At 56.7% G+C, this 24,879-nt stretch carries 22 protein-coding genes and 1 pseudogene; 7 read left to right on the forward strand and 16 right to left on the reverse strand.

Going from position 1 to position 24,879, the window contains the following annotated elements:
* Nucleotides 1-43: 43 nt before the first annotated feature.
* Nucleotides 44-388 carry an Hpt domain-containing protein gene (locus ACZ1HM_RS00960; protein WP_472740636.1) on the forward strand — a complete coding sequence of 115 codons (345 nt, stop codon included), beginning with the start codon at nucleotides 44-46 and terminating at the stop codon, nucleotides 386-388.
* On the opposite strand, the gene ACZ1HM_RS00965 is transcribed toward ACZ1HM_RS00960, so the two are convergent.
* The 3 genes from ACZ1HM_RS00965 to ilvA are packed head-to-tail and all read right to left on the reverse strand — an operon-like array spanning nucleotide 373 to nucleotide 2,429.
* Entirely contained in the window at nucleotides 373-852 is a 480-nt protein-coding gene (locus ACZ1HM_RS00965; RefSeq protein WP_472740638.1) for an SDR family NAD(P)-dependent oxidoreductase, read from the reverse strand. The two genes, ACZ1HM_RS00960 and ACZ1HM_RS00965, sit on opposite strands and share 16 nt — an antisense overlap.
* Nucleotides 852-1,184, reverse strand: a complete 333-nt coding sequence (locus tag ACZ1HM_RS00970; RefSeq protein ID WP_472740640.1) for an SDR family oxidoreductase — start codon at nucleotides 1,182-1,184, stop codon at nucleotides 852-854. Before ACZ1HM_RS00970 ends, ACZ1HM_RS00965 begins: the two co-directional genes overlap by 1 nt.
* Before the next feature lie 12 nt (nucleotides 1,185-1,196).
* On the reverse strand, nucleotides 1,197-2,429 hold the full coding sequence (gene ilvA / locus ACZ1HM_RS00975; RefSeq protein ID WP_472740642.1) for a threonine ammonia-lyase IlvA: 1,233 nt from the start codon (nucleotides 2,427-2,429) through the stop codon (nucleotides 1,197-1,199).
* Between the two features lie 118 nt (nucleotides 2,430-2,547).
* On the opposite strand from ilvA, the gene ACZ1HM_RS00980 reads away from it, so the two are divergent.
* Complete coding sequence (locus ACZ1HM_RS00980; protein WP_472740644.1) at nucleotides 2,548-3,768, forward strand: argininosuccinate synthase; 1,221 nt, start codon at nucleotides 2,548-2,550, stop codon at nucleotides 3,766-3,768.
* 70 nt (nucleotides 3,769-3,838) lie between these two features.
* Here ACZ1HM_RS00980 and ACZ1HM_RS00985 read toward each other — a convergent pair whose 3' ends face one another.
* Nucleotides 3,839-4,528: a sulfotransferase-like domain-containing protein gene (locus ACZ1HM_RS00985; protein WP_472740646.1), complete on the reverse strand. Its 690-nt coding sequence runs from the start codon at nucleotides 4,526-4,528 to the stop codon at nucleotides 3,839-3,841.
* A 138-nt stretch (nucleotides 4,529-4,666) separates the two neighbouring features.
* On the opposite strand from ACZ1HM_RS00985, the gene msrA reads away from it, so the two are divergent.
* A complete protein-coding gene (msrA, locus tag ACZ1HM_RS00990) occupies nucleotides 4,667-5,332 on the forward strand; it encodes a peptide-methionine (S)-S-oxide reductase MsrA (RefSeq protein ID WP_472740648.1) in 666 nt (221 codons plus the stop codon).
* An 18-nt stretch (nucleotides 5,333-5,350) separates the two neighbouring features.
* Here the strand turns inward: msrA and ACZ1HM_RS00995 are convergent.
* The 3 genes and pseudogenes from ACZ1HM_RS00995 to ACZ1HM_RS01005 form a co-directional block, all read right to left on the reverse strand.
* Nucleotides 5,351-6,222, reverse strand: a pseudogene (locus ACZ1HM_RS00995) (ribokinase).
* A complete protein-coding gene (locus tag ACZ1HM_RS01000; protein WP_472740650.1) occupies nucleotides 6,219-8,477 on the reverse strand; it encodes an NADP-dependent malic enzyme in 2,259 nt (752 codons plus the stop codon). The pseudogene ACZ1HM_RS00995 and the gene ACZ1HM_RS01000 overlap by 4 nt, the downstream one beginning before the upstream one ends.
* A gap of 68 nt (nucleotides 8,478-8,545) precedes the next feature.
* The gene (locus tag ACZ1HM_RS01005) at nucleotides 8,546-10,276 is read right to left on the reverse strand and encodes a glycosyltransferase 61 family protein (RefSeq protein WP_472740652.1); all 1,731 of its coding nucleotides are present in this window, start codon (nucleotides 10,274-10,276) and stop codon (nucleotides 8,546-8,548) included.
* Between the two features lie 154 nt (nucleotides 10,277-10,430).
* Here ACZ1HM_RS01005 and mutS point away from each other — a divergent pair, with 154 nt between their 5' ends.
* Nucleotides 10,431-13,055, forward strand: a complete 2,625-nt coding sequence (gene mutS, locus ACZ1HM_RS01010) for a DNA mismatch repair protein MutS (RefSeq protein WP_472744537.1) — start codon at nucleotides 10,431-10,433, stop codon at nucleotides 13,053-13,055.
* Between the two features lie 122 nt (nucleotides 13,056-13,177).
* On the opposite strand, the gene ACZ1HM_RS01015 is transcribed toward mutS, so the two are convergent.
* Together ACZ1HM_RS01015 and hrcA are read right to left on the reverse strand one after the other, a co-directional pair.
* The gene (locus ACZ1HM_RS01015) at nucleotides 13,178-13,744 is read right to left on the reverse strand and encodes a nucleotide exchange factor GrpE (protein ID WP_472740655.1); all 567 of its coding nucleotides are present in this window, start codon (nucleotides 13,742-13,744) and stop codon (nucleotides 13,178-13,180) included.
* Between the two features lie 9 nt (nucleotides 13,745-13,753).
* Complete coding sequence (hrcA, locus tag ACZ1HM_RS01020) at nucleotides 13,754-14,788, reverse strand: heat-inducible transcriptional repressor HrcA (RefSeq protein WP_472740658.1); 1,035 nt, start codon at nucleotides 14,786-14,788, stop codon at nucleotides 13,754-13,756.
* Nucleotides 14,789-14,930: 142 nt separating this feature from the next.
* On the opposite strand from hrcA, the gene rph reads away from it, so the two are divergent.
* Genes rph through hemW form a run of 3 tightly spaced genes read left to right on the forward strand, consistent with a single transcriptional unit; the run spans nucleotide 14,931 to nucleotide 17,402 of the window.
* Nucleotides 14,931-15,644 (forward strand): ribonuclease PH, encoded by a 714-nt coding sequence (gene rph, locus ACZ1HM_RS01025; RefSeq protein WP_472740660.1) that lies wholly within the window; start codon nucleotides 14,931-14,933, stop codon nucleotides 15,642-15,644.
* Nucleotides 15,641-16,252, forward strand: a complete 612-nt coding sequence (rdgB, locus tag ACZ1HM_RS01030) for an RdgB/HAM1 family non-canonical purine NTP pyrophosphatase (protein ID WP_472740662.1) — start codon at nucleotides 15,641-15,643, stop codon at nucleotides 16,250-16,252. The genes rph and rdgB overlap by 4 nt, the downstream gene beginning before the upstream one ends.
* The gene (gene hemW, locus ACZ1HM_RS01035; RefSeq protein ID WP_472740665.1) at nucleotides 16,245-17,402 is read left to right on the forward strand and encodes a radical SAM family heme chaperone HemW; all 1,158 of its coding nucleotides are present in this window, start codon (nucleotides 16,245-16,247) and stop codon (nucleotides 17,400-17,402) included. Before rdgB ends, hemW begins: the two co-directional genes overlap by 8 nt.
* Here the strand turns inward: hemW and ACZ1HM_RS01040 are convergent.
* From ACZ1HM_RS01040 to ACZ1HM_RS01070, 7 genes are all read right to left on the reverse strand, one after another.
* Nucleotides 17,399-18,289, reverse strand: a complete 891-nt coding sequence (locus tag ACZ1HM_RS01040; protein ID WP_472740667.1) for a ParB/RepB/Spo0J family partition protein — start codon at nucleotides 18,287-18,289, stop codon at nucleotides 17,399-17,401. The genes hemW and ACZ1HM_RS01040 overlap by 4 nt on opposite strands.
* Nucleotides 18,290-18,297: 8 nt before the next feature.
* On the reverse strand, nucleotides 18,298-19,098 hold the full coding sequence (locus tag ACZ1HM_RS01045) for a ParA family protein (protein WP_472740669.1): 801 nt from the start codon (nucleotides 19,096-19,098) through the stop codon (nucleotides 18,298-18,300).
* Nucleotides 19,091-19,696 carry a 16S rRNA (guanine(527)-N(7))-methyltransferase RsmG gene (gene rsmG / locus ACZ1HM_RS01050; protein ID WP_472740671.1) on the reverse strand — a complete coding sequence of 202 codons (606 nt, stop codon included), beginning with the start codon at nucleotides 19,694-19,696 and terminating at the stop codon, nucleotides 19,091-19,093. The genes ACZ1HM_RS01045 and rsmG overlap by 8 nt, the downstream gene beginning before the upstream one ends.
* Nucleotides 19,696-21,558 (reverse strand): tRNA uridine-5-carboxymethylaminomethyl(34) synthesis enzyme MnmG, encoded by a 1,863-nt coding sequence (gene mnmG / locus ACZ1HM_RS01055; protein WP_472740673.1) that lies wholly within the window; start codon nucleotides 21,556-21,558, stop codon nucleotides 19,696-19,698. The genes rsmG and mnmG overlap by 1 nt, the downstream gene beginning before the upstream one ends.
* A gap of 13 nt (nucleotides 21,559-21,571) precedes the next feature.
* Nucleotides 21,572-22,858, reverse strand: a complete 1,287-nt coding sequence (mnmE, locus tag ACZ1HM_RS01060; protein WP_472740675.1) for a tRNA uridine-5-carboxymethylaminomethyl(34) synthesis GTPase MnmE — start codon at nucleotides 22,856-22,858, stop codon at nucleotides 21,572-21,574.
* A gap of 58 nt (nucleotides 22,859-22,916) precedes the next feature.
* Nucleotides 22,917-24,188, reverse strand: a complete 1,272-nt coding sequence (rho, locus tag ACZ1HM_RS01065; protein WP_472740677.1) for a transcription termination factor Rho — start codon at nucleotides 24,186-24,188, stop codon at nucleotides 22,917-22,919.
* A 122-nt stretch (nucleotides 24,189-24,310) separates the two neighbouring features.
* Nucleotides 24,311-24,760 carry a CopD family protein gene (locus ACZ1HM_RS01070; RefSeq protein WP_472740678.1) on the reverse strand — a complete coding sequence of 150 codons (450 nt, stop codon included), beginning with the start codon at nucleotides 24,758-24,760 and terminating at the stop codon, nucleotides 24,311-24,313.
* Nucleotides 24,761-24,879 lie beyond the last annotated feature (119 nt).

Raw genomic sequence — 24,879 nt, forward strand, 5'->3', positions numbered from 1 at the left:
GAAATTTGCGGGACTGTGGGGTCTGAAAACAATAGGTGCTTTGATGATAGATTGGGATCGGGTACGCGACCTAAACGAAGACGTCGGCGAAGACGCTTTTGAAGAAGTCATCCTGCTGTTCTTTTCTGAACTGGCCGCGGTATTGGACGCCCTGTCAGAGGCTGGAGCCACAGGATCCATCCCCGAAAAACTACACTTTTTGAAAGGCGGCGCAGCCAATCTGGGCTTTTCTGATTTCGTGGCGCTTTGCCTGGAGTATGAAAAACAGCTGCCAAACCACTTGGACATGGCCCCGCTTCTGACTTGTTTCGCACAGTCCCGCGCTGCCTTTTTGAAAGATCCCGAAGGCGTGCTGCCAGATGGCGTTGCCGGTCAGATAAGCTTGTAAAACTCTTCGATGTCGATTTTGCCAAAGGTTTCCAGCGCCTTGGCCCGCAACATCTGCATGTTGCTGATCCACCGGTCGTGATCCGCCGCACGGTGCTGCGTAAAACTGCGCACAGCCGGATGCGACAGGATCAAAAAATCGCCCGCTTCCACACCCGCTGTGATCGCTTGCGCAACTTCATCTGCGGTCAACAGCGATGCCTTGCTATCGGCATCCGCCTCAGTCTTGCCAATCAACGGGGTGGCCACATACTGCGGGCATACAACAGAAACACCGATGCCATCCTTGCCATGGGTGATAGCCAGGGACTCAGCAAAGCTCACAGCGGCATGTTTCGTCGCGGAATAGGCCGCATCCCCGATCTGGTTCAGCAACCCCGCCGCTGATGCAACGTTCACCAAATGCCCAGACCCCCGCGCAAGCATCCCCGGCAATAAAGCGCGGGAGGCATAGACATGGCTCATCACATGGACCTCCCAATTGAGCTGCCACATCTCATTGCTTTGCGAGGCCGCATGGCTGGGTTCCCCCCGCCCAATCCGGCGTTGGAGACATAGATATCAACAGCGCCCTGCGTGTCACTCGCCTGCTGGATCAGGCCCTGGATCTGGTCCTCATGGCGCACATCGCATGCTACCGACATGCCGCCAATCTCTTGCGCAACTGCCGCCGCTTTGTCGCCATCCAGATCAGACACACAAACCCGTGCCCCCATTTTCGCCACACGCCGCGCCAAGGCAGCGCCAATCCCGCTGCCTGCGCCGGTGATCACAACTGAACTGCCCTCAAACTGCATGACCGATCCTCCTCAGATCACAAACTGCGCCAGCGTTTCATCATTGGTGATGTCGGTATAGGCAAATCCGCTGTCCTCAATCCTTTGAAACAGCCCGTCAAAATTCTCAGGCCTGTCAGTTTCGATCCCGATCAAAACCGACCCAAAGTTGCGCGCAGACTTTTTCATATACTCAAACCGCGTGATGTTATCGTTGGGGCCCAGCATATCCAAAAAATCCCTCAGCGCGCCGGGACGTTGCGGCAACCGCAGAATAAAATACTTCTTCAAACCAGCGTAGCGCTGCGCGCGCTCTTTCACCTCGGGCAGACGTTCAAAATCAAAGTTGCCGCCCGTGACCACGCAAACCACCTTTTTGCCTTTGATCTGATCACGCAATTCGCCCAGCGCCTCAATCGACATGGCACCTGCGGGCTCCAGCACGATCCCTTCGACGTTCAGCATCTCAACGATGGTCTGACAAATGCGGTCTTCATCCAGGTTGATGATGTCCGCACGGGGTACGGATTTCAGCACTTCAAAAGGGCGCGCGCCCAATTTGGCCACCGCTGCACCATCGACAAAGGAATCAATGGGCGAAACATCAACCGGTGCACCGGCCTCAATGGCCGCTGCCAAGCTCATCGCACCGGTTGGCTCAACAAAGGTATAGCCACAGGACGATCCGAAATACCCAACCACCCCTGCCGACAGCCCCCCGCCGCCAACCGGCATCACGATGTGATCTGGCGCTTTGCCCAGATCTTGCTCAATCTCAACAGCAACGGAAGCCTGACCTTCAATCACGTCAACATCATCAAACGGCGACAGAAAATGCCCGCCCTCCGCCGCGCAAAATTCCTGCGCGGCCACAAGCGTTGCGTCGAAATAATCGCCAACCAGCCTGACCTCCGCATGATCCCCGCCAAACATACGTGTCTTCAGGATCTTTTGCTCTGGCGTGGTCACTGGCATGAAAATCACACCCTGCACTCCAAAATGCTTGCACATGAAAGCAACGCCCTGGGCGTGATTGCCCGCCGAGGCACAGACAAACAGCGACTGATCCGGGATAACCTTGCGCATCGCATTGAACGCCCCGCGCAGTTTGTAGGACCGTACCGGCGTCAGATCTTCGCGCTTGAGCCAAATCTCAGCGTCAAACCTCTCAGACAGCAATTCGTTCTTCAACAAAGGGGTCGCAGAAAAGACCGGGCGCATCTTGGCAGCCGCCAGGGTTGCCATTGCCTCAAAATTCTCAGTCATTGCGCGCCTCCGGTTGCATCCCGCGTTGGTAGGCCCGTCCACCCGCCCCGTCAACGCGCCCGTCTTGCCCACACGCTGAAAACCCGCTACCCCGCGCGCAGATCAGAAAGGGAATCCCATGTCCGCGCCTAAGAAAGTTGTGCTCGCTTATTCCGGTGGTCTCGATACCTCCATCATCCTGAAATGGTTGCAGACCGAATATGGCTGCGAGGTGGTGACTTTCACCGCCGACCTCGGCCAGGGAGAAGAGCTTGAGCCCGCCCGCGCCAAGGCTGAACTGATGGGCGCCTCCGCCATCTATATCGAAGACATCCGCGAAGAATTCGTGCGCGACTTCGTCTTCCCGATGTTCCGGGCCAATGCGGTCTACGAAGGGCTCTACCTGCTGGGCACCTCCATCGCCCGCCCGCTGATCTCCAAACGTCTGGTCGAAATCGCTGAGGAAACCGGCGCTGATGCCGTGGCCCACGGTGCCACGGGCAAGGGCAACGACCAGGTGCGCTTTGAACTGGCGGCCTATGCTCTCAACCCCGACATCAAGGTCATCGCGCCCTGGCGTGAATGGGATCTGACCAGCCGCACCAAGCTCATCGACTTTGCCGAAAAGAACCAGATCCCCATCGCCAAGGACAAACGCGGTGAGGCACCTTTCAGCGTCGATGCGAACCTGCTGCACACCTCCTCTGAGGGTAAAGTCCTCGAAGATCCCGCTGTTGAAGCCCCCGATTACGTCTATCAACGCACCGTGCACCCCGAAGAGGCCCCCAATACCCCCGAATACATCGAGATCGGGTTTGAAAAAGGCGATGCTGTCTCCATCAACGGCGAAGCCTTGTCGCCCGCCACTCTCCTGACCAAACTCAATGAGCTGGGCGGCAAACACGGCTGCGGCCGGCTTGACCTGGTGGAGGGCCGCTTTGTTGGCATGAAGTCGCGCGGCATCTATGAAACCCCCGGTGGCACCCTTCTTCTCGAAGCGCACCGCGGTATCGAATCCATCACCCTCGACCGCGGCGCGATGCACCTCAAAGATGAGCTGATGCCCCGCTATGCTGAGCTGATCTACAATGGCTTCTGGTTCTCGCCCGAACGCACAATGCTGCAAGCCGCCATCGACGCAAGCCAGGCCCATGTCACCGGCACCGTGCGCCTGAAACTCTACAAAGGCAGCGCACAGTGTGTGGGCCGCTGGTCCGATCACTCGCTCTACTCAGAGGCCCACGTCACCTTCGAAGACGACGCAGGCGCCTACGACCAGAAAGACGCCGCTGGCTTTATCCAACTCAACGCCCTGCGCCTGAAATTGCTTGCCGCACGCGACAAACGGATGAAGGGCTAGGCGTCCCGCGCTTCATCTTTCCAATACAACTTCGGCGCAACAGCCCCCGCAAGCGCACCGCTGATTGTATCTAAACTTTGCGCGCTGCCATCTTTTCGTAAAAGGGCAGCGCGATATCACAAAGCTGCCTCATATCAGGCTCTAACAGGGGCAACGTCCCTTCTGCCCCCGCAAACCCAGTGCTCTGATGCACCGCGCCGTACCAGTGTTTGGCCCAGATCCCATCCTCAGGGCGCGGCCCTGCGGGCCAGTGCAGCATTGCTGGATCAAAGGACAGCCCAATCGCCTCACATAACTTGCGCAACATCCCTTCGGGATCGGCGCGGATGTCGGTCCCGTCAATGACCACTCCGCCCAGCGCGTCATAAAGGGCCGCTTGCTGGGCAAAACCGATGTCCTCCAGCGTCGGTGCCTCACGTTTCGCCGCATAGCTGGCGATCACCCGCGCGGGATGGCGGATCAGATGCACATGCACACAATCCTCGGCCCACCCCATCGGAAACCCCGCTACCATGTGATGCGGCATATGTTTCATATAAAGATGCGGCCGCCCCGCCGCCCTGCACATGATATCTACCTGCGCCGGATCCGTTTCATGGGCGGCCATAATTTCACGGCCCATCGGATGATCCATCCCCGTGGCCTGCAGGTAGGCCGCATAAAACGGCTCATCCATCACAGCGAAATCGGGGCGCGCGGCAAAACTGTACATCATGGCCGTGCTCAGATTGCGTGGCCCGGACCACATGGCGATGCGCATCGCGGCTCTCCTCTTTTCATGAAATTGTTACCATTTCTGCCCTCGCGGTAAAGAACGCTCACCACTGCGTGACATGACGTTTCGGCAGCTTGCTCAAAACTCCCGCCAATGGCAGCGTCAGATCAAAGGAGACATGCGATGACACATCTATCGACCTTCAAGACCTTTGCCTTGGCCGGGCTGATCGCCATTGGCCTGATGGCGCAATCCAAAGCCGCGAAAGCGGCAGGAACCGAAACACTGACCGTTGCGGGCGGATGTTTCTGGTGCGTCGAAGCAGATTTTGAATCCGTCCGCGGTGTGAAAGAAGCAGTATCCGGCTTTGCTGGGGGCAAAACGGCCAATCCGACCTACAAGCAAGTGACCGGCGGCGGCACGGGGCATTATGAAGCTGTTCAGATCACCTTCGACCCCGGCGTGGTCAGCCGCGACGCGCTGCTCAACATGTTCTTCCGTTCTATCGATCCCACAGATGCAGGCGGCCAGTTTTGTGACCGGGGGGCAAGCTATCGCTCTGCGATCTTCCCCAGCAACGCCGCCCAAAAGGCGGCAGCTGAAAAGGCAAAGGCGGATGCACAGGCAGCACTTGGACAAAAGGTGGTCACGCCGATCCTGCCGCCTGCCCCGTTTTATCCCGCAAGCGCCTATCACCAGGATTATTACAAAAGCAGCGAACGCCTTGCCGTGACGTCTGTTGGCATCGGCGTCAAAAAATCGACGGCCTACAAACGCTATCGCAAGGGATGTGGACGCGATGCACGGGTCAAACAGCTTTGGGGCGGCGGGGCGGCGTTCTTGAACTAAGAACCCTGCGCGCCAGTCTCACTCAAACCCGGCATCCTGAATGTCTTTTAGATCCGGGATCACATCAGCGGTGCCTTGCCGTGACACCATCAAGGCACCGGCCTGCATAGCAAGCTGCACCGCCTCTTGCATCGGCATCCCCCGGTCCAGACCCGCGACCAGATATCCGGTAAAGGTGTCGCCCGCCCCTGTGGTGTCCACGACCTCAACAGCATAGGCCGGGAAGCTTTCTGTCGCTTTGGCCTTGTTAGAGACCCATTTGCAACCCTCACCACCCAAAGTGATCACCACATCCGCCACGTCCAGCGCTTCAACAGATGTGCCCATTGCCGCCTCAAGTTGGGATGCTTCAACCTCATTCACGACAAGCAAATCGACGTAAGGCAACACCGCCTGCACCGCCGCCGCAGAAAACGGAGCTGCCGCATAGACAACCGTCAAGCCAAGCGTTTTCGCCGTTTCTGCCGCATAGATCTGACCGCCGGTTTCGTTCTGCATCAACAGGATGTCTTTTGGGCTGGCCTCGGCCAGGGCAGCTCCGATCATCCGGTCCGTGATGGCATGATTTGCGCCGGGGAAAAGAACGATGTTGTTCTCCCCTTCCGCATCCACGTTGATATTGGCATGCCCTGTTGCGACATCTACGGTGTGGATGTGCTGCGTCTCTACCCCGTATTCCAACAACCGGTCTTTGGCCCAGCGCCCGTCAGCGCCCACCGCGCCAATGTGACTGATACGCGCCGCGCCGCGCGCAGCGGCCACAGACATATTGGCGCCCTTTCCGCCCAGACCTTGCTGAAATCCTTTGGCGGCAAGTGTTTCCCCGGACCGGGCAAATGGCTCAAGCGATAGAAGTTATCCGCATTGATCGATCCGAGGTTCCAAATCATTCGCCAACCTTACAGGCCGCCAGGATAGCCATGTTCAGGATGTCATTCGCCGTCGAATTGGTTGAGCAAATCTGGATGCTCTTATCCAACCCTGTCAGGATCGGGCCAATTACCGTCGCCCCTGCCATTTCCTGCATCAACTTCACAGAAATACTGGCCGAGTGGCGCGCCGGCACGACAAGGATATTTGCAGGCCCCGTCAAACGCGAGAACGGATAGGCCGCCTGAGCCGCCGCATTCAATGCCACGTCAACGGTCATCTCGCCCTCATATTCAAAATCCACCCCGCGCGTGTCCAACACGCTGGGGGCGAGATGCATCTTTTCGGCACGCTCAGACACCGGATAGCCAAAGGTGGAAAAGCTCACAAAAGCGACCCGAGGTTCCAGCCCCAGATGCCGCGCCACGGCGGCACCGCTTTCAGCGATGTTTGCCAGATCATTCTCATCCGGCCATTCATGCACCAAAGTGTCGGCAATAAAGACGATCCGCCCTTTGTGCATCAACGCGGTAAAGCCCGCCGCGCCATGCTCAGCATTTGCCTCAAACACGTGGTTCAGCCGTTCCAGCACATGCGCCGATTTGCGCGTAGCACCAGTAACCAGCCCATCGCCATGCCCATGCTGCAACATCAACGCGCCAAACACATGCCGGTCCCGCGCGGCAAGACGGTGGATGTCTTTTGCATCAAAGCCACGGCGCTGAAGCTTGCCGTAGAGAAAGTCTTTGTAGGTCTCCAGGTGATCCGTTTTGGCCGCGTTGATCACCTCCAGCTCACGCACGGCATCGGCCATCCCGGCCTCTTCCAGCTTTTGCTTCACATCATCGGGCCGCCCCACAACAATCGCTTTGCCCAAGCCGGAGCGCTGATAGGTCACCGCTGCGCGCAATACGCGGGGGTCATCGCCTTCGGCAAAGATCATCCGCGCCTGATTTGCGCGCGCGCGTGCATTGATGCCACGCAGGATGTTCGCCGTTGGGTCCATCCGCGATTTCAACGTCAGCTCATAGGCTTCCATATCAATGATCGGACGGCGCGCAGCGCCCGTATCCATCCCCGCCTTGGCAACAGCAGGCGGGATGCGGTGGATCAAACGCGGATCAAACGGCGTTGGAATGATGTAATCCCGCCCAAAGCTCAGCGTTTTGCCATAGGCGACAGCCACCTCATCCGGCACATCTTCGCGGGCGAGGTTTGCCAGCGCATGGGCACAGGCGATCTTCATCTCATCGTTGATGGCACGGGCGTTGATATCCAGCGCGCCACGGAAGAGGTACGGAAACCCAAGCACGTTGTTGACCTGGTTGGGGTAATCTGACCGCCCTGTGGCCACAATCGCATCCATGCGAACCTCATGCGCCTGTTCTGGCGTAATCTCAGGATCGGGGTTTGCCATGGCAAAGATCACCGGATTATCAGCCATGCTGGCAACCATATCAGGTGTGACCGCCCCTTTGACCGATACGCCCAAAAAGACATCCGCGTCTTTCATCGCATCGTCCAACGTGCGCAGCTTTGTGTTGGCGGCATGGGCGGATTTCCATTGGTTCATCCCCTCCGTCCGACCTTGGTAGATTACACCCTTGGTGTCGCACATGATGCAGTTGTCGTGCCGCGCGCCCATCGCCTTGAGCAGCTCCAAACAGGCGATCCCCGCAGCGCCCGCACCATTCAGAACGATCTTCACATCTTCGATTTTTTTGCCCGACAGATGCAGCGCATTGATCAAGCCCGCTGCACAGATCACCGCAGTGCCATGCTGGTCATCATGAAAGACCGGGATGTCCATCTCTTCTTTCAGGCGCTGTTCGATGATGAAACATCCTGGCGCTTTGATGTCTTCCAGATTGATCCCGCCAAAGGTGGGCCCCATCAATTTACACGCATTGATAAAGGCGTCCGTGTCTTCGGTATCCAGCTCAATATCGATGGAGTTCACGTCCGCGAACCGCTTGAAGAGAACAGATTTCCCTTCCATCACCGGCTTGGACGCCAAGGCCCCCAGGTTGCCCAAGCCCAGCACAGCCGTCCCGTTTGAAATCACGGCCACAAGGTTGCCCTTGTTCGTATAATCATACGCCGTTTCAGGGTTTTCGGCGATTGCCTCACATGGCACGGCCACGCCAGGGGAATAGGCCAGCGACAGATCCCTCTGGGTCGTCATCGGTACTGTGGCGGTGATCTCAAACTTGCCTGGCGTCGGTTCAAGATGAAAGGCAAGCGCCTCTTCTGAGGTGATACGGGTTTTTGTCACGAAATCGGTCTCTCTGATGTTTCGCAACTCATAGCTTTGATAGGTCAGACACACAACAAATCGCGGTATCAGGCGACGTATCGCACCCACTGATGGTTTCTGACAAATGCGTCATGGCGTTCAGGAAAGTCGGCTTTGAGCCGCGACAGCGCCCAGCGGATGACCTGAGGGCGCTCACACCGGTTTGCGCACCAGACGATCCTAATCAAAGTCTGCCAACGTTTCGAATCAGCTTTGTACGCCAGATCCAGCGCCACCAGTTCAGATTTCGGCTCATCCAGCTCCTTGTGGCAATCAGCCTTAAGAAGCGCCAGCTCAGCCGAACGCGCCATCATTTCCTTGTGCGCCTCCAAAAGCGCAAGCGCCTGATCAATCGCGCCCACCTGGAACACCTCCTGGGTCAGGCGCAAAACAGTCGCGGGCGATCGCAGCACTGGGGGCTTGCCCAAAACGGTAACGACAAAGGCCATCACCTGCGCCACGGCCTGTTCGGACAAAGACACCGGAACGATGCCATCCTTGGCAAAATTCGGCTCTACTAAGGGGGTATCGGTCCTAAAGTCCGCAAAGAAGTTGATGTAGTTGCACTGCGCCGCATGGGCCAGCGGCCAGAAGTCCGACCAGCGATGTTGCGCGGTTTGCAGCGTGCCCAACTCAATCACATAGGCTTCGGGATTGGCCCACAGCATATTGGTAAACCCAGCCCCATGGTATGAGATCATCATCTCGGCATTGGCCATCAAGGCGATTTGCTCCAACGGCTTTAGGTTCTCAAACGCCACATATTCAAAATCAAAGAGCGCGAGGTTTTCAAACAGCAGCTCTTCGTTTTCCATATGACGGGCGCGGCTGGCCGTATCATCGCGGCCGACGTAAAAACGCCGCGGCAAATGGCTGAAATCATGCCCTTCAATCGCAGCCATTGCCCGGTCCCGCAGAGCGAGCAAATTCGTGCTGACCGCATTGGCCGACAAAACCGCCCGCGACACGCCACTGGCCTCCACGTTCTGAGATTTCAGGTCAGCGGGAAACACCTCTTCCATGCCCAAATGCGCCTCAAGCGGGGCTTGGTGGTATCCGCCCACAAATTCGTAGACAGAAACAACGCGATCATACTCTTTGGGTGCCCGCTCAAAGAAAACGCGGCCCGCAAACTCTGGAAACAAGGCCTCAACAAAACCCGCGGCAAAGGCCCCCTGCCGGTCTTCTGGGTTGGGAAAGTGAAAATAGATGTTGCCCTGAAAATCCAACCCATCCAGCGCCGTCAACTGCGACAGGGATTCCGTGACGAAGTGATAGAAGTTGAAAGTGTTCCGGCAGGCGATCGCAATGTCGATATCAGGCTCTATTGCGCCGGAATGGACCGGAAAAATATGTCCGGCGTTCGCATCCCGACAGCCTTCAAAAAACGCAGCCACCCCCGCATCCGCATTGAAATCTGTGCCCTGATGTTCCCACCGATAGGTATTAATCGCACGGCTGCCCGCCGCACCCGTCAGCAGCAGCTTTTCGTTGACCATCACAAAGGCTTTTCGAAAACTCGCATTCTCAAGCAGTACCGGAACCGATTGCACCTCAATCGGTTTTGAAAACGCCTTTGACTTGGCGGTGCCACGCAGCAGGCGGTTGATCTTGTCGTTGATCTGCCCATGGGCGCTGGCGGCAAAGCCGTTGATCTGCGCAGCTGGGGTGGCGCGCCACAGAAATGCGGGTTCATAAAGCAGCGCAAACCCAGGATCCTGCCAGGGATTCATAAACAGGGCGTCAGGGGCCAACGTAAAGTCGATCTTGTTGCGCACCGGTCTGGGCCTGTTTCATTGCTCGGGTTTAACGCTAATTAACAAGCTCCCGACCACCCCGTCTAGGGCTGAGGCCCCTTTCCCCCCGTCCTGTGGTTTTGTAGAGATTGACAAGGACAGGGGGAACCGGGTGAGCGATACAAAAACGACGCCGATGATGGCGCAGTATCTTGAGATTAAGGCCGCCCATGAAGGCGCGCTTTTGTTCTACAGGATGGGCGATTTCTACGAGATGTTTTTCGAAGACGCCGTCGCCGCGGCTGAGGCGTTGGACATCGCGCTGACCAAACGCGGCAAACACGACGGTGCCGACATCCCGATGTGTGGCGTCCCGGTTCATGCCGCCGAAGGCTATCTTCTGACGCTCATTCGCAAAGGTTTTCGCGTTGCTGTCTGCGAACAAATGGAAAGTCCGGCAGAGGCAAAGAAGCGCGGCTATAAGGCTGTCGTCAAACGTGATGTTGTCCGGCTGGTCACACCCGGCACCCTCACCGAAGACGCGTTGCTTGAGGCACGTCGCCACAACTTTCTCGCCGCCTATGCAGAAGTGCGCGACAGCGCTGCACTTGCCTGGGTCGATATCTCTACCGGTGCGTTTCACGTCATGCCAATTGCGGCCGTTCGGCTTGGCCCTGAGCTGGCCAGATTAGCCCCCTCAGAGCTGATCGTGTCAGAGGCAAAAGAGCCGGATCTCTACGAATTAGTCTCTGATTTTAGCATCGCACTGACACCGCTGGCTCGATCCGCCTTTGACAGCACCGGGGCGGAAAAACGTCTTTGTGATCTTTTCCACATTGCGACGCTCGATGCCTTTGGCAGCTTCGAACGGGCTGAGGTTTCGGCGATGGGCGCCCTCATCGACTACCTGGATTTGACGCAGAAAGGTAAACTGCCCCTGCTGCGCCCACCCCAGAAAGAAAGCGAAGACAGAGCCGTCCAGATTGACGCCGCCACCCGGCGTAATCTGGAACTGACCCATGCGCTGAACGGTGGGCGCGCGGGGTCTTTGTTGTCGTTGATGGATCAAACCTGTACGGCCGTCGGCGCGCGTCTGCTGGAGCGGCGCATTTCAAGCCCGTCAAGAAACCTGGATGAGATTACCGCACGACTGGAAGCTGTGTCTTTTGGCCACGACGATGCCAAAACCCGCCAGGATGTGCGCGACAAGCTGCGCAAAATTCCCGATCTGGACCGTGCCTTGTCTCGCCTCTCGCTTGACCGGGGCGGACCGAGGGATCTGGGCAGCATTCGTAACGCCCTGGCCGAAGCGGACCTGTTGCATCGTGATCTGGCTGGCATGGAACTGCCTCATCTCATCAAATCCGCCGTGGATGATCTGATTGGTCACGACACGCTTTTGGATCAGCTGGATCAAGCTTTGGTTGCGGATCCCCCCTTGCTGGCCAGAGACGGCGGTTTCGTAGCCCCCGATCACGATACGGAATTGGATGAGGTCCGCCAGCTTCGCGATGAAGGGCGCGGTGTGATCGCGCGCATGCAGCAGCAATTCGTCTCTGATACAGGCATTTCGTCTCTGAAGATCAGACACAACAACGTCCTTGGATACTTTATTGAGACAACCGCGACCCACGCGGAAAAGATGCTATCGCCGCCCCTCTCAGACATGTTCATCCACCGGCAGACCACCGCCAACCAGGTGCGTTTTACAACCGTGGAACTCAGCGCGTTAGAGACGAAAATCCTCAACGCAGGGGGCCGGGCTATTGAGATTGAAAAACGCATTTTCGAAGAACTGCGTCAGGCCATCTTGTCCGAGGCCGCCGTGATCAACCAAACCGCCAGGGCCATTGCTCAGCTTGATCTCAGCTTTGCACTTGCTCACATCGCTGCCGCGGAAAATTGGGTGCGCCCCAAGGTGGATAACAGCCGCGCTTTCGACATTGTGGGCGGGCGTCACCCGGTCGTCGAACGCGCGCTGCGCGATCAATCGGGTGAGCCCTTTGTCGCCAATGACTGCAACCTCAGCGCTGAGGCGGATGACGCCAATATCCGGCTGCTCACCGGCCCCAACATGGCAGGTAAATCAACCTTTCTGCGCCAAAACGCGCTAATCGCATTAATGGCGCAAGCAGGCAGCTTTGTTCCCGCCACAAAAGCCCATATCGGGGTGATCAGCCAGCTCTTCAGCCGCGTGGGGGCCTCAGATGACCTGGCGCGCGGGCGGTCAACCTTCATGGTCGAAATGGTCGAAACCGCCGCGATCCTGAACCAGGCAGACGACCGTGCGCTGGTGATCCTTGATGAAATCGGGCGCGGAACAGCAACTTACGACGGGCTTTCCATCGCCTGGGCCACGCTTGAACACCTGCATGATGTCAACAAGGCGCGGGCGCTCTTTGCCACGCACTACCACGAAATGACGGCCCTCTCTGGCAAACTTTCAGGCGTGGAAAACGCCACTGTCGCCGTAAAGGAGTGGGAGGGGGAGGTTATTTTCCTGCACGAAGTACGCCAAGGTGCAGCAGACCGTTCTTATGGCGTGCAGGTCGCACAGCTTGCCGGGCTGCCAGCAAGCGTCATTGCCCGCGCGCGTGTGGTCTTGGATGCGCTGGAAAAAGGCGAACGAGAAGGCGGGGCCACGCAAAAAACCCTGATCGATGATCTGCCCCTTTTCTCTGCAACGCCCGCACCCCCACCGCCGCCAGCGAAAACATCCGCAGTGGAGGCACAATTGGCAGAGATCATCCCAGATGAGCTCACCCCAAAAGAGGCGCTGAACATCATCTACAAACTCAAAGAAACCGCCAAAGCCCCCTAAAGGCACACGCGACGTTGCAGTAGACCACCACACCGCGCTTCATCTTTCCAATAAAACTCAAATATCCGGCCAGCCAAACGCACAACACTTGCGGGACAGGAAGTCCTTAAAGCCAGCGGCGCTTACCCAGCAGGCTGAGAAGACACCCCAACCTGCGCTGGACGCAACAACCGGTCATGCAGCATGAACCCTTCAGCAGCGACCTGAATAATGTCGCCTGCCTTTGTGCCCGGTACCGGCGCTTCAAACATCGCTTGATGATGCTGCGGGTCAAACCGGTCGCCAACCTCTGGCGCGATCACTTCAATCCCGTGCTTTTTGAACACATTAAGCAGCTCGCGCATGGTCAGCTCAACACCTTCCAGCAAGGCGGCTGTCTGCTCTTTTTGCTCATCCGTCACAGCTTCGAGCGCGCGTTTCATGTTGTCGTAGACGGGCAGCATGTCGCGGGCCAGTTTTGAGCCGCCATAATTCTCTGCCTCGCGCCGATCTTTGTCTGATCGTTTGCGGGCGTTTTCGGCATCTGCCAAGGCACGCATGAAACGGTCGCGCAATTCATCACGCTCTGCGCGTAGCTGGTCTAACTCCAGCGCCTCATCATCAATTTCAGCGTCCTGCGCGGCGAATTCTTCCGCCATTGCGTCTTCCAGGCTATCCAGAAATTCGTTGTTCTCTTTTGCCTCTGCCATGCATCACCTCTAGCTGCGGTCGGACACCAGTTTGCCAACCAGCTGTGCTGTATAATTCACGATCGGAACGATGCGCCCATAGTTCAGGCGCGTTGGCCCAATGACCCCAACCGCACCGATCACCTTACGGTCAGCGTTCATATAAGGAGAAACCACCAGAGAGGAACCCGAAAGTGAGAAAAGTTTGTTCTCTGAGCCGATAAAAATGCGCACGCCTTCGCCGTCTTCGGCCAATTCCAGGAATTCAGCGATGTCACGCTTGCGTTCTAGATCGTCAAAGAGGGTTTTTATGCGGTTCAAATCCTCCTCTTCGGCCTCTCCCGCCAAGAGATTCGACCGCCCCCGCACAATCAACCGCTCCGAATTCTCATCACCGCCTTGCCAAAGCGCCAGACCGCTCTCAACCAGTTGCTGCGCCAGTGCATCAATCTCCTGCCGGCGAGCGGCGATTTCCGTGGCAATGCTGCGCTGCACTTCGCTGATGGTTTTACCCTCAACAATCGCATTTAGGAAATTCGCAGCCTCTCGCATGGAGCTGGGCGTTTGTCCGGGGGGTGGGTTGAACAGACGGTTCTCAACATGACCATCTGAGAACACCAACACCACCAAGGCACGGTCAGCAGAAAGTGACACGAATTCAATGTGTTTGATCGGGGCCTCATGCTTTGGCGTAAGCACCAAAGAGGCCCCTTGCGTGACCCCAGATAAGGCAGAGCCAACACGATCCAAAAGGTTCCCCACATCTGAAGCATTGCTGCCCAGCGTCGCATCAATCTGTTCACGGTCAATCTCTGTGGGATCACCCAATTCGATCATCCCATCCACAAACATCCGCAACCCCAGCTCCGTTGGAATGCGCCCCGCGCTGATATGCGGGCTGCCCAACACGCCCATATACTCCAGATCTTGCATTACATTGCGGATCGTGGCGGCGCTGACCTTTTCGCTGAACTCACGCGTTAATGTACGCGAGCCTACGGGATCACCACTTGCCAGATACCCCTCGACCACGCGGCGAAACACCTCGCGGGAGCGATCGTTCATATCTTGCAGTAGATCAGCGGGGGCAGATGGATGTGGGCTCATGATAAAGCAATAAAGGTAACGCAGGCGCAAAGGTCAATCGGGGTTGCATCCCACGACGCCCAAGAGGTATCCCAGCGCAATCAACAAAAAGGAAATAAACATGCGTCCTTCTGGCCGGAAACTCGACGAAATGCGCGCTGTCTCTGTTGAGGTGGGTTTTACCAAACACGCCGAAGGCTCTGCCTTGATCAAGGTGGGCGATACGCATGTGCTCTGCACCGCAACGGTCGAAGACCGCGTGCCACCGTTCATCAAGGGCTCAGGTCTTGGGTGGGTTACCGCAGAATACGGCATGCTGCCCCGCGCGACCAACACCCGGATGCGACGCGAAGCCTCTGCTGGAAAACAAGGCGGTCGGACGGTTGAAATTCAGCGCTTGATCGGCCGCTCGCTGCGCGCAGGTGTTGACCGCGTTGCCTTGGGCGAACGCCAGATCACCGTGGACTGCGATGTTTTGCAGGCCGATGGCGGGACGCGTTGTGCCTCCATCACCGGGGGTTGGATTGCCCTGCGTCTGGCCGTGAATGCCTTGATGAAAGCGGGCGATGTCATCAGCGATCCGCTTCTTGATCCGGTCGCGGCGGTAAGTTGCGGGATTTATGCAGGCCAACCCGTGCTTGATCTGGACTACCCTGAGGATTCTGAGGCCGGTGTAGACGGCAACTTTATCATGACCGGTTCCGGCCAACTGATCGAAGTACAGATGAGCGCTGAAGGCTCCACCTATTCCCGTGCTCAGATGAATGAGCTGATGGACCTTGCCGAAAAAGGCGTGTCTGAACTGGTTGCCGTTCAGAAAGATGTCACTGCGTGACACGGGCCTTCACCGAAAAAAGCATCCTTATTGCGACCCATAACGCAGGCAAGCTGGAGGAAATGCAGCAGCTCTTTGCGCCTCATGGGATTGAGGTTGTGGGTGCTGCAGAGATGAACCTGCCCGAGCCTGAGGAAACAGAGACAACTTTTGTCGGCAACGCCCGGATCAAGGCCCATGCGGCTTCAAAGGCCACTGGCCTTCCCGCGCTTGCCGACGATTCCGGGATTGAGGTTGATGGCCTGGATGGTGCCCCCGGCGTCTATACGGCGGATTGGGCCGAGACAGAGAACGGTCGTGATTTCCTGATGGCAATGACGAAAACCCACACCCTGCTTGAAGAGCGCAACGCCCCGCATCCCCGAACCGCCCGGTTTTGCGCCACCTTGGTTCTGGCCTGGCCTGATGGGCATGATGAGGTTTTTGCGGGCACGGTTGAAGGCACCCTTGTCTGGCCCATTCGCGGCAAGCTGGGCCATGGCTATGATCCGATGTTCCAGCCCAATGGGCACCTGATCACCTTTGCCGAAATGGACCCGGCTGAGAAAAACAAGATCAGCCACCGCGCAGATGCCTTTGCCAAGCTGATGACGGGCTGTTTTGGCTGACGATTGGGAACAAGGGGGCTTTGGGCTCTATATCCACTGGCCCTATTGCGAGGCAAAGTGCCCCTATTGCGATTTCAACAGCCATGTTGTGCAGCATATTGATCATGCCGCATGGTGCCGCGCCTATCTTGCAGAACTCAGAAGGTACGCAAGCGAAACACAGGGCAGAACGCTGCATTCCGTTTTCTTCGGCGGGGGCACGCCCAGCCTGATGCAGCCCGCCGTCGTCGCAGACATCATTGCAGAGATTCGCGCACTATGGCCCACCGCAAACGACCTGGAGATCACGCTTGAGGCAAATCCCAGCTCAGTTGAGGCTGGTCGGTTTGCAGATTTCAGACAGGCGGGCATCAACCGTGTGTCGATGGGGATCCAGGCGCTGAACGACGCGGACTTGAAGCGTTTGGGCAGGTTGCACAACACGCAAGAGGCTTTGGCCGCCTTTGACATCGCACGCACCACCTTCGACCGTGTCAGTTTCGATCTGATGTATGGTCGCCAGGATCAAACCCTTGATGCCTGGAAATCAGAGCTGAAACAGGCTCTATCGCTCGCAATAGATCATATCTCTCTGTATCAGCTCACGATTGAGGCGGGCACCGCATTTGGCGACAGATATGCGCGCGGCAAGCTGAAGGGATTGCCCGATGAGGACTTGGGCGCAGAGATGTATCTGGCCACACAAGAGATCTGTAACGAGATGGGAATGCCGTCTTATGAGGTATCAAACCACGCCCGCGACGGCGCACATTCGCGTCACAACCTGATTTACTGGCGGTATGGCGATTACATAGGGGTCGGCCCTGGCGCACATGGCAGATTGACCGTCGCAGGACACCGTTTTGGCACGGAATGCTTCAGCAACCCCCGGAAGTGGCTGGAAAATGCAGCGGCGGGAACGACTGAGAAACCACGCGACCGTTTGCCCAAGCATGAGCAGGCCACAGAGTTCCTTCTGATGGGGCTTCGCCTGCGCGAAGGCATTTCGGTTGACCGCTATACTGCGCTCGCCGGTCAACCGCCTACACCCGATGCGATCGCAGATCTAACCGATATGGGTATGATCAGCGTGTCAGATGGGAAATTAATTGTTACAGATCAAGGGTTTATAGTTCTAAACGCAGTGATCGAAGCGTTGATTCCCGACTAAGAATTGCTCAGCATCCGGCAAAGCGCATCCAGGTCATCAAGCGACTTGTAAGTCACCGTCAACCGCCCACCGTCATCACCCGGCTTATGGTCAATCGCCACACGCATCCCCAATGTCGCAGAAAGATCGCCCTCTAACGCCTTGGTATCAGCATCCTTTTCAGTCTTTGATGCGCTGGTAGAAGATTTGGATGGCGTACCGGCCGCCTCTTTCTTAACCAATGCCTCTGTCGCCCGAACTGACAGTCCGCCCTTGATCACATGTCGGGCCAGCGCGAGCGGGTCACTTGCGCTAAGCAATGCGCGTGCGTGTCCAGCGCTCAGATCGCCACCACGCACCATTTCAATCACAGCATCAGGAAGGTTCAATAACCTCAATAGGTTAGCGATATGGCTTCGGCTTTTTCCCAAAGCGTCTGCCATCTTTTCCTGCGTATGCCCAAACCGATCCATCAACTGACGATAGCCCGCCGCTTCTTCAATCGCGTTCAGGTCCGCACGTTGGATATTTTCAATAATCGCAATCTCAAGGACTTCAGCGTCTGAAAATTCCCGCACAATCACCGGAAGTTCGTGCAATTGCGCCATCTGCGCCGCACGCCAGCGACGTTCGCCCGCAACAATTGTGAACGTGCCCCTTGTAGCGGCCCGCACAATCAACGGCTGGATAACACCCTTTTCACGGATGGAGGCCGCGAGATCATCAAGGTCTTCCTTGGCAAATCGCTTCCGGGGCTGATCCGGATTTGGCAGGATTTTTTCAATCGGCACCATCGCCTCAGCCGCTGCGGCACCCGTTGCTGCAACCGCTTCCGTCTCTGCCACATCAGCCATCAGCGCGGAAAGTCCGCGCCCCAAGCCGCGCTTGCGTTCTGGTTTATCTGCCATGAAACCCCCTAAGCCTTATTGTTTTCAATCACTTCACCGGCCAACGCGCGGTAGGCAACTGCCCCCCGCGACATGGTATCATAGGCCAAGACCGGCATCGCAAAACTCGGTGCCTCGCTCACCCGGACATTTCGGGGAATGACGGTTTCAAACACCAGCGCACCCAGATTATCACGCGCATCTTGCTCAACCTGCTGAGACAAATTGTTGCGACGATCATACATCGTCAGCACAACACCTTCGATCCGCAAATCCTTGTTCCCGGTCTGGCGCACTTCGCGAATTGTCATCATCAGCTGGCTCAATCCCTCCAACGCGAAGAATTCACTTTGCAGCGGGACCAGCACGGAATGCGCAGCAATCATCGCGTTTACCGTAAGCAGGTTCAGCGAAGGCGGGCAATCAATCAAAATATACTCAAACCCAAAGGCATCCATGGGTATCTGCCGCAGGGCGTCATGCAGGAGAAAGCTGCGTTTTTCGCTTGAAAGCAGCTCAATATCAGCGGAACTCAGGTCAACCGTCGCCGGAACAATCGACAGCCCCTCAAATGCCGTTGTCTGCACAACCTCTTCAAGCTCAACTTCTTCGAGCAAAAGATCATAGGTTGTGTATGTCCGATCTTCGACATCAATACCCAGACCCGTTGACGCATTCCCCTGAGGGTCCAAATCCACAACCAACACGCGCTTGCCATGCTCCGCCAAAGCCGCAGCAAGGTTGATGGTGGTGGTGGTCTTGCCCACGCCGCCTTTCTGGTTGGCGACGGCGATGATCTTGGGGCCATCTGGACGGGACAGGTCAGACACGTTCGATTTCCTTGATTTTTAGCACAGCGGCATCAGGGTTTGTGGTACTTGTAATCGCCTCGCAACCATAAGACCACCGTTTGCGCGCCTCCGTGTCCTCAGATTTCCAGTTTGCGCCCTTTGGGAACAACGCTGTGCCTTCAGGTTTCATATGAAGATCGGCAAATCCGAGCAAACCTTCAAGATCAGTCAGTGCCCGCGCCGACAAAATATCGGCGTTTAACGGATCAATCGCCTCAATGCGTGCGGCAATCACCCGCGCCGGCAACACCAATTCACGCACAGCAGTGCGCAGGAAAGTGGCTTTCCTCTGATCGCTTTCCACCAATGTAATCTGTCTTTCATCTGCAGTATCGCAGGCCATACATGCAATCACCAAACCGGGGAAACCTCCCCCACTGCCCAAATCAACCCAATGGTGCCAGGTGTCCACCAACCCATAGAGTTGTGCGGAATCCACGATGTGCCGTTCCCAAATCTCGGGTACGGAGGGCTTGGAGACCAGGTTTATCTTGGCCGTCCAGCGCGTCACCAGACCCTCTAAGGCATGGAGGCGGTCTAATGTTTCACGTGAAACATTCAGGTCGTGCCCAGACATCAGGCGGATTTCTTATCGCCACCCCGACGCAACCACGTCAGGATTAAGGTCAACGCAGCAGGAGTGATCCCGTCTATGCGTGCCGCTTGCGCCAGAGTTTCAGGGCGTGCCGCCAAAAGCTTTGTTTTCAATTCGTTAGATAGCCCTTCGACCGCAGCATAGTCGAAATCACTAGGAATCTTATGCGCCTCATCCCGCTTCAACGCGGCGATCTCACTCTCCTGCCGGGAGAGGTAATTCGCATACAGTGCGTCCCGAGAGACCTGTGCGCGGATCTCCTCAGCTGTTTCACTCAAGTTCGGCACAAGGGGCAGAACATCTTCGAAACTGACATTTGGAAAGGACAACAGCTGAAACGCTGTCCGACGTGTCCCATCCTGACTGACCGTCAAACCAGCGGCCACAGCTTGCGAAGGTGTAAAGGCCACAGACGTCAACCCAGCCTTCGCAGCATCCAGCGCTTTCTTCTTTGCCTCAAACGCAGCGCGGCGCGGCCCCTCAACACAACCAAGCGCCAACCCTATGGGGGTCAAGCGCTGATCCGCATTATCCGCACGCAAAGAAAGCCGGAACTCCGCCCGAGAGGTAAACATCCTGTAAGGCTCAGTCACCCCGCGCGTCGTCAGGTCATCAATCATCACGCCGATATAACTTTCAGCCCGGCTGAATGTCGCAGCATCCCTGCCCTGCACCGCCAAAGCTGCATTCAATCCAGCCACCAGCCCCTGGGCCGCAGCCTCCTCATACCCTGTGGTCCCGTTGATTTGGCCTGCAAGATAGAGGCCTGGGACGGAACGCAGCTCCAACGTTGAGGTCAGCGCGCGCGGATCGATGTAGTCATACTCAATCGCATAGCCTGGCTGCAAAATCACAGCTTCCTCCAGACCAAGGATGGAGTGCACATAATCGTCCTGCACATCCTCCGGCAAAGACGTGGAAATCCCATTCGGGTAGACGGTACTATCGTCCACACCTTCAGGCTCAAGGAAAATCTGGTGGCTCTCTTTGTCCGCGAACCGCACGATCTTATCCTCAATAGACGGACAATAACGGGGGCCAATACCATCGATATGCCCGCCATACATCGCTGAAAGATCAAGGTTGGCACGGATAATGTCATGCGTGCGGCTATTGGTATGGGTAATCCCGCAGGTGATCTGCGGCGCATAGACGCCGGGGGACAGAAAGGAAAACAGCGTTGGGTTCTCATCCCCCGGCTGGTTTTCGAGAATATCCCAATTGATGGTCTTTCCATCCAACCGCGGGGGCGTTCCTGTCTTGAGGCGACCCATCGGTAAATCGAACCCATCCAACCGTTCCGCCAACCGAGTTGACGCTTTGTCGCCCATACGGCCACCTGACCGGGAAACATCGCCGATGTGGATGACGCCCCGCAGGAAAGTCCCGGTAGTCAGGATGACAGCCTTGGCGAAAACCTGTTCTGATCCGTTGATCTCAACACCGCAGACCACACCATCCTTCATGATCAGATCGGTGACTTCGCCTTCGATGATATCAAGATTGGTGCGGGCTTGGGTCTCTGCCAACATTTCTTTGCGATAAATCGACCGGTCCGCTTGCGCCCGCGGTCCTTGCACAGCAGGCCCCTTGCGGCGGTTCAACAGGCGGAACTGGATTCCCGCCTTATCAGCGACACGGCCCATCACACCATCAAGCGCATCAATTTCCCGGACCAAATGGCCTTTACCCAGGCCCCCAATTGCCGGATTGCACGACATCACACCAATGCCGTCAATCGTCATGGTGACCAAAGCCGTCTCGGCACCCATACGGGCAGCGGCATGGGCCGCTTCAGCGCCCGCGTGGCCACCTCCTATGACAATGACCTCAAAATGTTTCACGTGAAACACTCCATCACTTACCTATACAAAAGCTGGAGAAAATCTCATCCAGCAAGGATTCAACATCGATCCGACCAACCAACCCTTCAAGCGTGCGAATGGCTGAGCGCAGCTCTTCTGCCGCTATGTCGTATAAGTCAGATCCCTGAACCACTATATATTGTGCGCGCACCAAGCTTTCGCTCGCCTGCACCATCGCAACCCTATGACGCTCATGGGTGGCGATACCAACACCGGCTGCACGCTCTTTCAAGCTGTCCCCTACCATTGAGACAAGCTGTTGAACACCCTCACCTGTCACCCCGGAAATTGCGTTTTCCGCGTTCGGGAACAAATCCGCCTTGGGATGCATCACGATGTCACCGGCCAAAGGATCCAGCGGCAAGGGCTCATCTGGGAACCGCAAAAACACCCGCAAATCGGCCTCCGCCGCCCGTTCAAGCGCTTTGGCGATCCCCATGCTTTCCACTACATCCGTGCTGTCGCGCAACCCAGCCGTATCCAGCAAAGTTACAGCAAGGCCTTCGATGTCCATCCGCACTTCAACAACGTCCCGCGTCGTCCCTGCAATCTCAGAGGTGAGCGCTGCGTCACGTCCAGCCAGTGCATTCAGCAACGTAGATTTCCCCGCGTTCGGCGGCCCGACGATTGCAACCTCAAAGCCTTCGCGAATACGCTCAGCAATCTTTGTGCCATCACTTTCAGACTTCAAAGCCACCAGCACCCCGTCCAAAAGCGTGCTCACCTCAGGGGAGACATCCACAGGCACCTCTTCATCGGCGAAGTCTATCGTCGCCTCCAACAAGGCTGCCGCACGGATCAAATCCTTCCGCCAGCCTTCTACCAAGCTGCCAAGCCGCCCGGAAAAGACCCGCTGCGCTTGTTTGCGTTGCACCTCCGTCTCAGCGTCAATCAACTCAGCGAGGCCTTCGACCTGCGCAAGGTCCAGTTTTTGGTTTTCCAACGCGCGGCGCGTGAACTCCCCCGCGTCAGCCGGCCGGAACTCTGGCAGCTCAGACAACGCCCCCATCACGGCCTTTACCACCGCGATACTGCCATGCAGGTGCAATTCCACCACGTCTTCGCCGGTGAAACTGTTTGGGCCCTCAAAGGGCAAAACCAACGCATGGTCCAACACCTCCCCCTGAGGCGACCGCAACACACGGACAGCAGCCTGGTGAGAGGCGGGGAGAGACCGACACAGCACGCAGACCCCCGCGAACGCCTGCGGGCCTGAGACGCGCACCACAGCGACGCCCGCGCGCCCCACACCGGTTGCCTGTGCAAAGATCGTGCTCATCAAGCGTATCCCTTTGCCGCAGCCCCATCACCCGCCCAGCGGCGGGACAAAGGACTGATCAGGTGTTCATGGAATCAAAGAAGTCTGAGTTTGTCTTGGTCTGCTTCAGCTTCCCAAGCAAGAACTCGATCGCGTCCGTTGTCCCCATCGGGTTCAAGATACGGCGCAAGACAAAGGTCTTTTGCAGATCGATCTTGTCGACCAACAGGTCCTCTTTCCGCGTACCGGACTTGAGGATGTCGATGGCTGGGAACACACGTTTGTCCGCAATCTTGCGGTCCAGCACGATTTCAGAGTTACCCGTGCCTTTGAATTCTTCAAAGATCACTTCGTCCATCCGGCTGCCGGTATCAATCAACGCCGTGGCGATGATGGTCAGCGATCCGCCCTCTTCGATGTTCCGCGCGGCACCAAAGAAACGTTTGGGGCGCTGCAGGGCGTTGGCGTCCACACCACCGGTCAGAACCTTACCAGAGGAAGGCACAACGGTGTTGAACGCCCGACCCAGGCGCGTGATGGAATCGAGCAAGATCACCACGTCGCGCTTATGTTCCACCAGACGCTTGGCCTTTTCGATGACCATTTCGGACACCGCGACGTGACGCGTTGCAGGCTCATCAAAGGTGGAGGAGATAACCTCACCCTTCACGGAGCGCTGCATGTCCGTCACCTCTTCTGGGCGTTCGTCGATCAGCAGCACGATCAGATAACACTCAGGATGGTTCTTTTCGATGGAGCTGGCGATGTTTTGCAAAATCACCGTTTTACCTGTCCGCGGCGGGGCGGTGATCAAGGAACGCTGGCCTTTCCCGATGGGAGAGACCAAATCAATCACGCGCGCAGACTTATCCTTGATGGTGGGATCATCCACTTCCATCGTCAGCCGTTCTTCGGGATAAAGCGGTGTGAGGTTTTCAAAAGCTACCTTGTGGCGCGCCTTCTCAGGTTCTTCGAAGTTGATCTTGGTCACTTCGGTCATCGCAAAATAGCGTTCACTATCGTCAGGCGCTTTGATCAGCCCCTCAATCGTGTCACCCGTCCGCAAAGACCATTGGCGGATCATTTCAGGCGAGACATAGATGTCATCCGGGCCCGGCAGGTAATTCGCCTCAGGAGAGCGCAAAAAGCCAAAGCCGTCTTGCAGCACTTCCAACACACCATCGCCCGAGATTTGCCATCCCTCATCCGCGCGTTCACGCAGGATCTGGAACATCATCTCACCCTTGCGCATGGTGGAGGCGTTTTCGATCTCCAGCTCTTCGGCCATCGCCAAGAGGTTCTTTGGGGTCTGCGCCTTTAGATCGGCAAGGTTAAGCTTTTCAACTGTCATGAGATAACCCTAAACAGCCCAAGCCGTGGCTGGGCGGATGGTATAAAAATTTAGCGTGCTGATACGCACCACGGACGTGGCGGTGCCTCGCGTATAGAAACCCGCAGCAAAGCTGTCAATCTTCAGAAGCGCACCACAACTGAGAAGACGATGACAAACATCAGTACGGTGGGGACTTCATTCATGATCCGGTACTGTTTGCCCGTCAGCGTGTTTTCACCCCGCTGAAACGCTTTCATGCGGATCATCAGGAACGTGTGGAACACTGTCATCGCAATGACGGACACCGCTTTTGTCCATGGCCAGATCTCAGACCAATCGACGATGCCAGGGGTAAACACCAACAAAAGTCCGAACACCCAGGTGGCGTGCATCCCGGGGCGCATGATCACCCTAGCCAGTTTGAACTCCATCATCGCAAAGGTGTCATGCATCTCACCTTCCAGCCCTGCCCGTTCTGCGTGGTGAACAAACAATCTAGGCAGATAGAACAACGCCGCCATCCAAGAGATCACTGAGACGATGTGCAGGGATTTCACCCATGGATAGGCGAGGGCAAGAAGGTCTGACATGTCATGCTCCGTTTTCTAAGCCCTTCTTATAATAATTAAGAAAAGAAGAAAGAATGATGATGTATGTAGGGAGGCCGGGTTCTGTGGATTATTGAGTTGTCCGGCCAGTTCTCCACAAG

It is taken from the genome of Sulfitobacter sp. GN1-4 (assembly GCF_055693825.1).

Coding starts and splice junctions, on each gene's coding strand:
- hrcA (WP_472740658.1), bottom strand. CDS start 14,788: ATGAACGATCGCTCCCGCGAGGTGTTTCGCCGCGTGGTCGAGGGGTAT.
- mnmE (WP_472740675.1), bottom strand. CDS start 22,858: ATGAGCACGATCTTTGCACAGGCAACCGGTGTGGGGCGCGCGGGCGTC.
- ilvA (WP_472740642.1), bottom strand. CDS start 2,429: ATGACTGAGAATTTTGAGGCAATGGCAACCCTGGCGGCTGCCAAGATG.
- ACZ1HM_RS00960 (WP_472740636.1), top strand. CDS start 44: ATGATAGATTGGGATCGGGTACGCGACCTAAACGAAGACGTCGGCGAA.
- rph (WP_472740660.1), top strand. CDS start 14,931: ATGCGTCCTTCTGGCCGGAAACTCGACGAAATGCGCGCTGTCTCTGTT.
- ACZ1HM_RS01070 (WP_472740678.1), bottom strand. CDS start 24,760: ATGTCAGACCTTCTTGCCCTCGCCTATCCATGGGTGAAATCCCTGCAC.
- ACZ1HM_RS00980 (WP_472740644.1), top strand. CDS start 2,548: ATGTCCGCGCCTAAGAAAGTTGTGCTCGCTTATTCCGGTGGTCTCGAT.
- ACZ1HM_RS00970 (WP_472740640.1), bottom strand. CDS start 1,184: ATGCAGTTTGAGGGCAGTTCAGTTGTGATCACCGGCGCAGGCAGCGGG.
- ACZ1HM_RS00965 (WP_472740638.1), bottom strand. CDS start 852: ATGAGCCATGTCTATGCCTCCCGCGCTTTATTGCCGGGGATGCTTGCG.
- msrA (WP_472740648.1), top strand. CDS start 4,667: ATGACACATCTATCGACCTTCAAGACCTTTGCCTTGGCCGGGCTGATC.
- ACZ1HM_RS01040 (WP_472740667.1), bottom strand. CDS start 18,289: ATGGCAGATAAACCAGAACGCAAGCGCGGCTTGGGGCGCGGACTTTCC.
- ACZ1HM_RS00985 (WP_472740646.1), bottom strand. CDS start 4,528: ATGCGCATCGCCATGTGGTCCGGGCCACGCAATCTGAGCACGGCCATG.
- rho (WP_472740677.1), bottom strand. CDS start 24,188: ATGACAGTTGAAAAGCTTAACCTTGCCGATCTAAAGGCGCAGACCCCA.
- mutS (WP_472744537.1), top strand. CDS start 10,431: ATGATGGCGCAGTATCTTGAGATTAAGGCCGCCCATGAAGGCGCGCTT.
- rsmG (WP_472740671.1), bottom strand. CDS start 19,696: ATGTCTGGGCACGACCTGAATGTTTCACGTGAAACATTAGACCGCCTC.
- ACZ1HM_RS01015 (WP_472740655.1), bottom strand. CDS start 13,744: ATGGCAGAGGCAAAAGAGAACAACGAATTTCTGGATAGCCTGGAAGAC.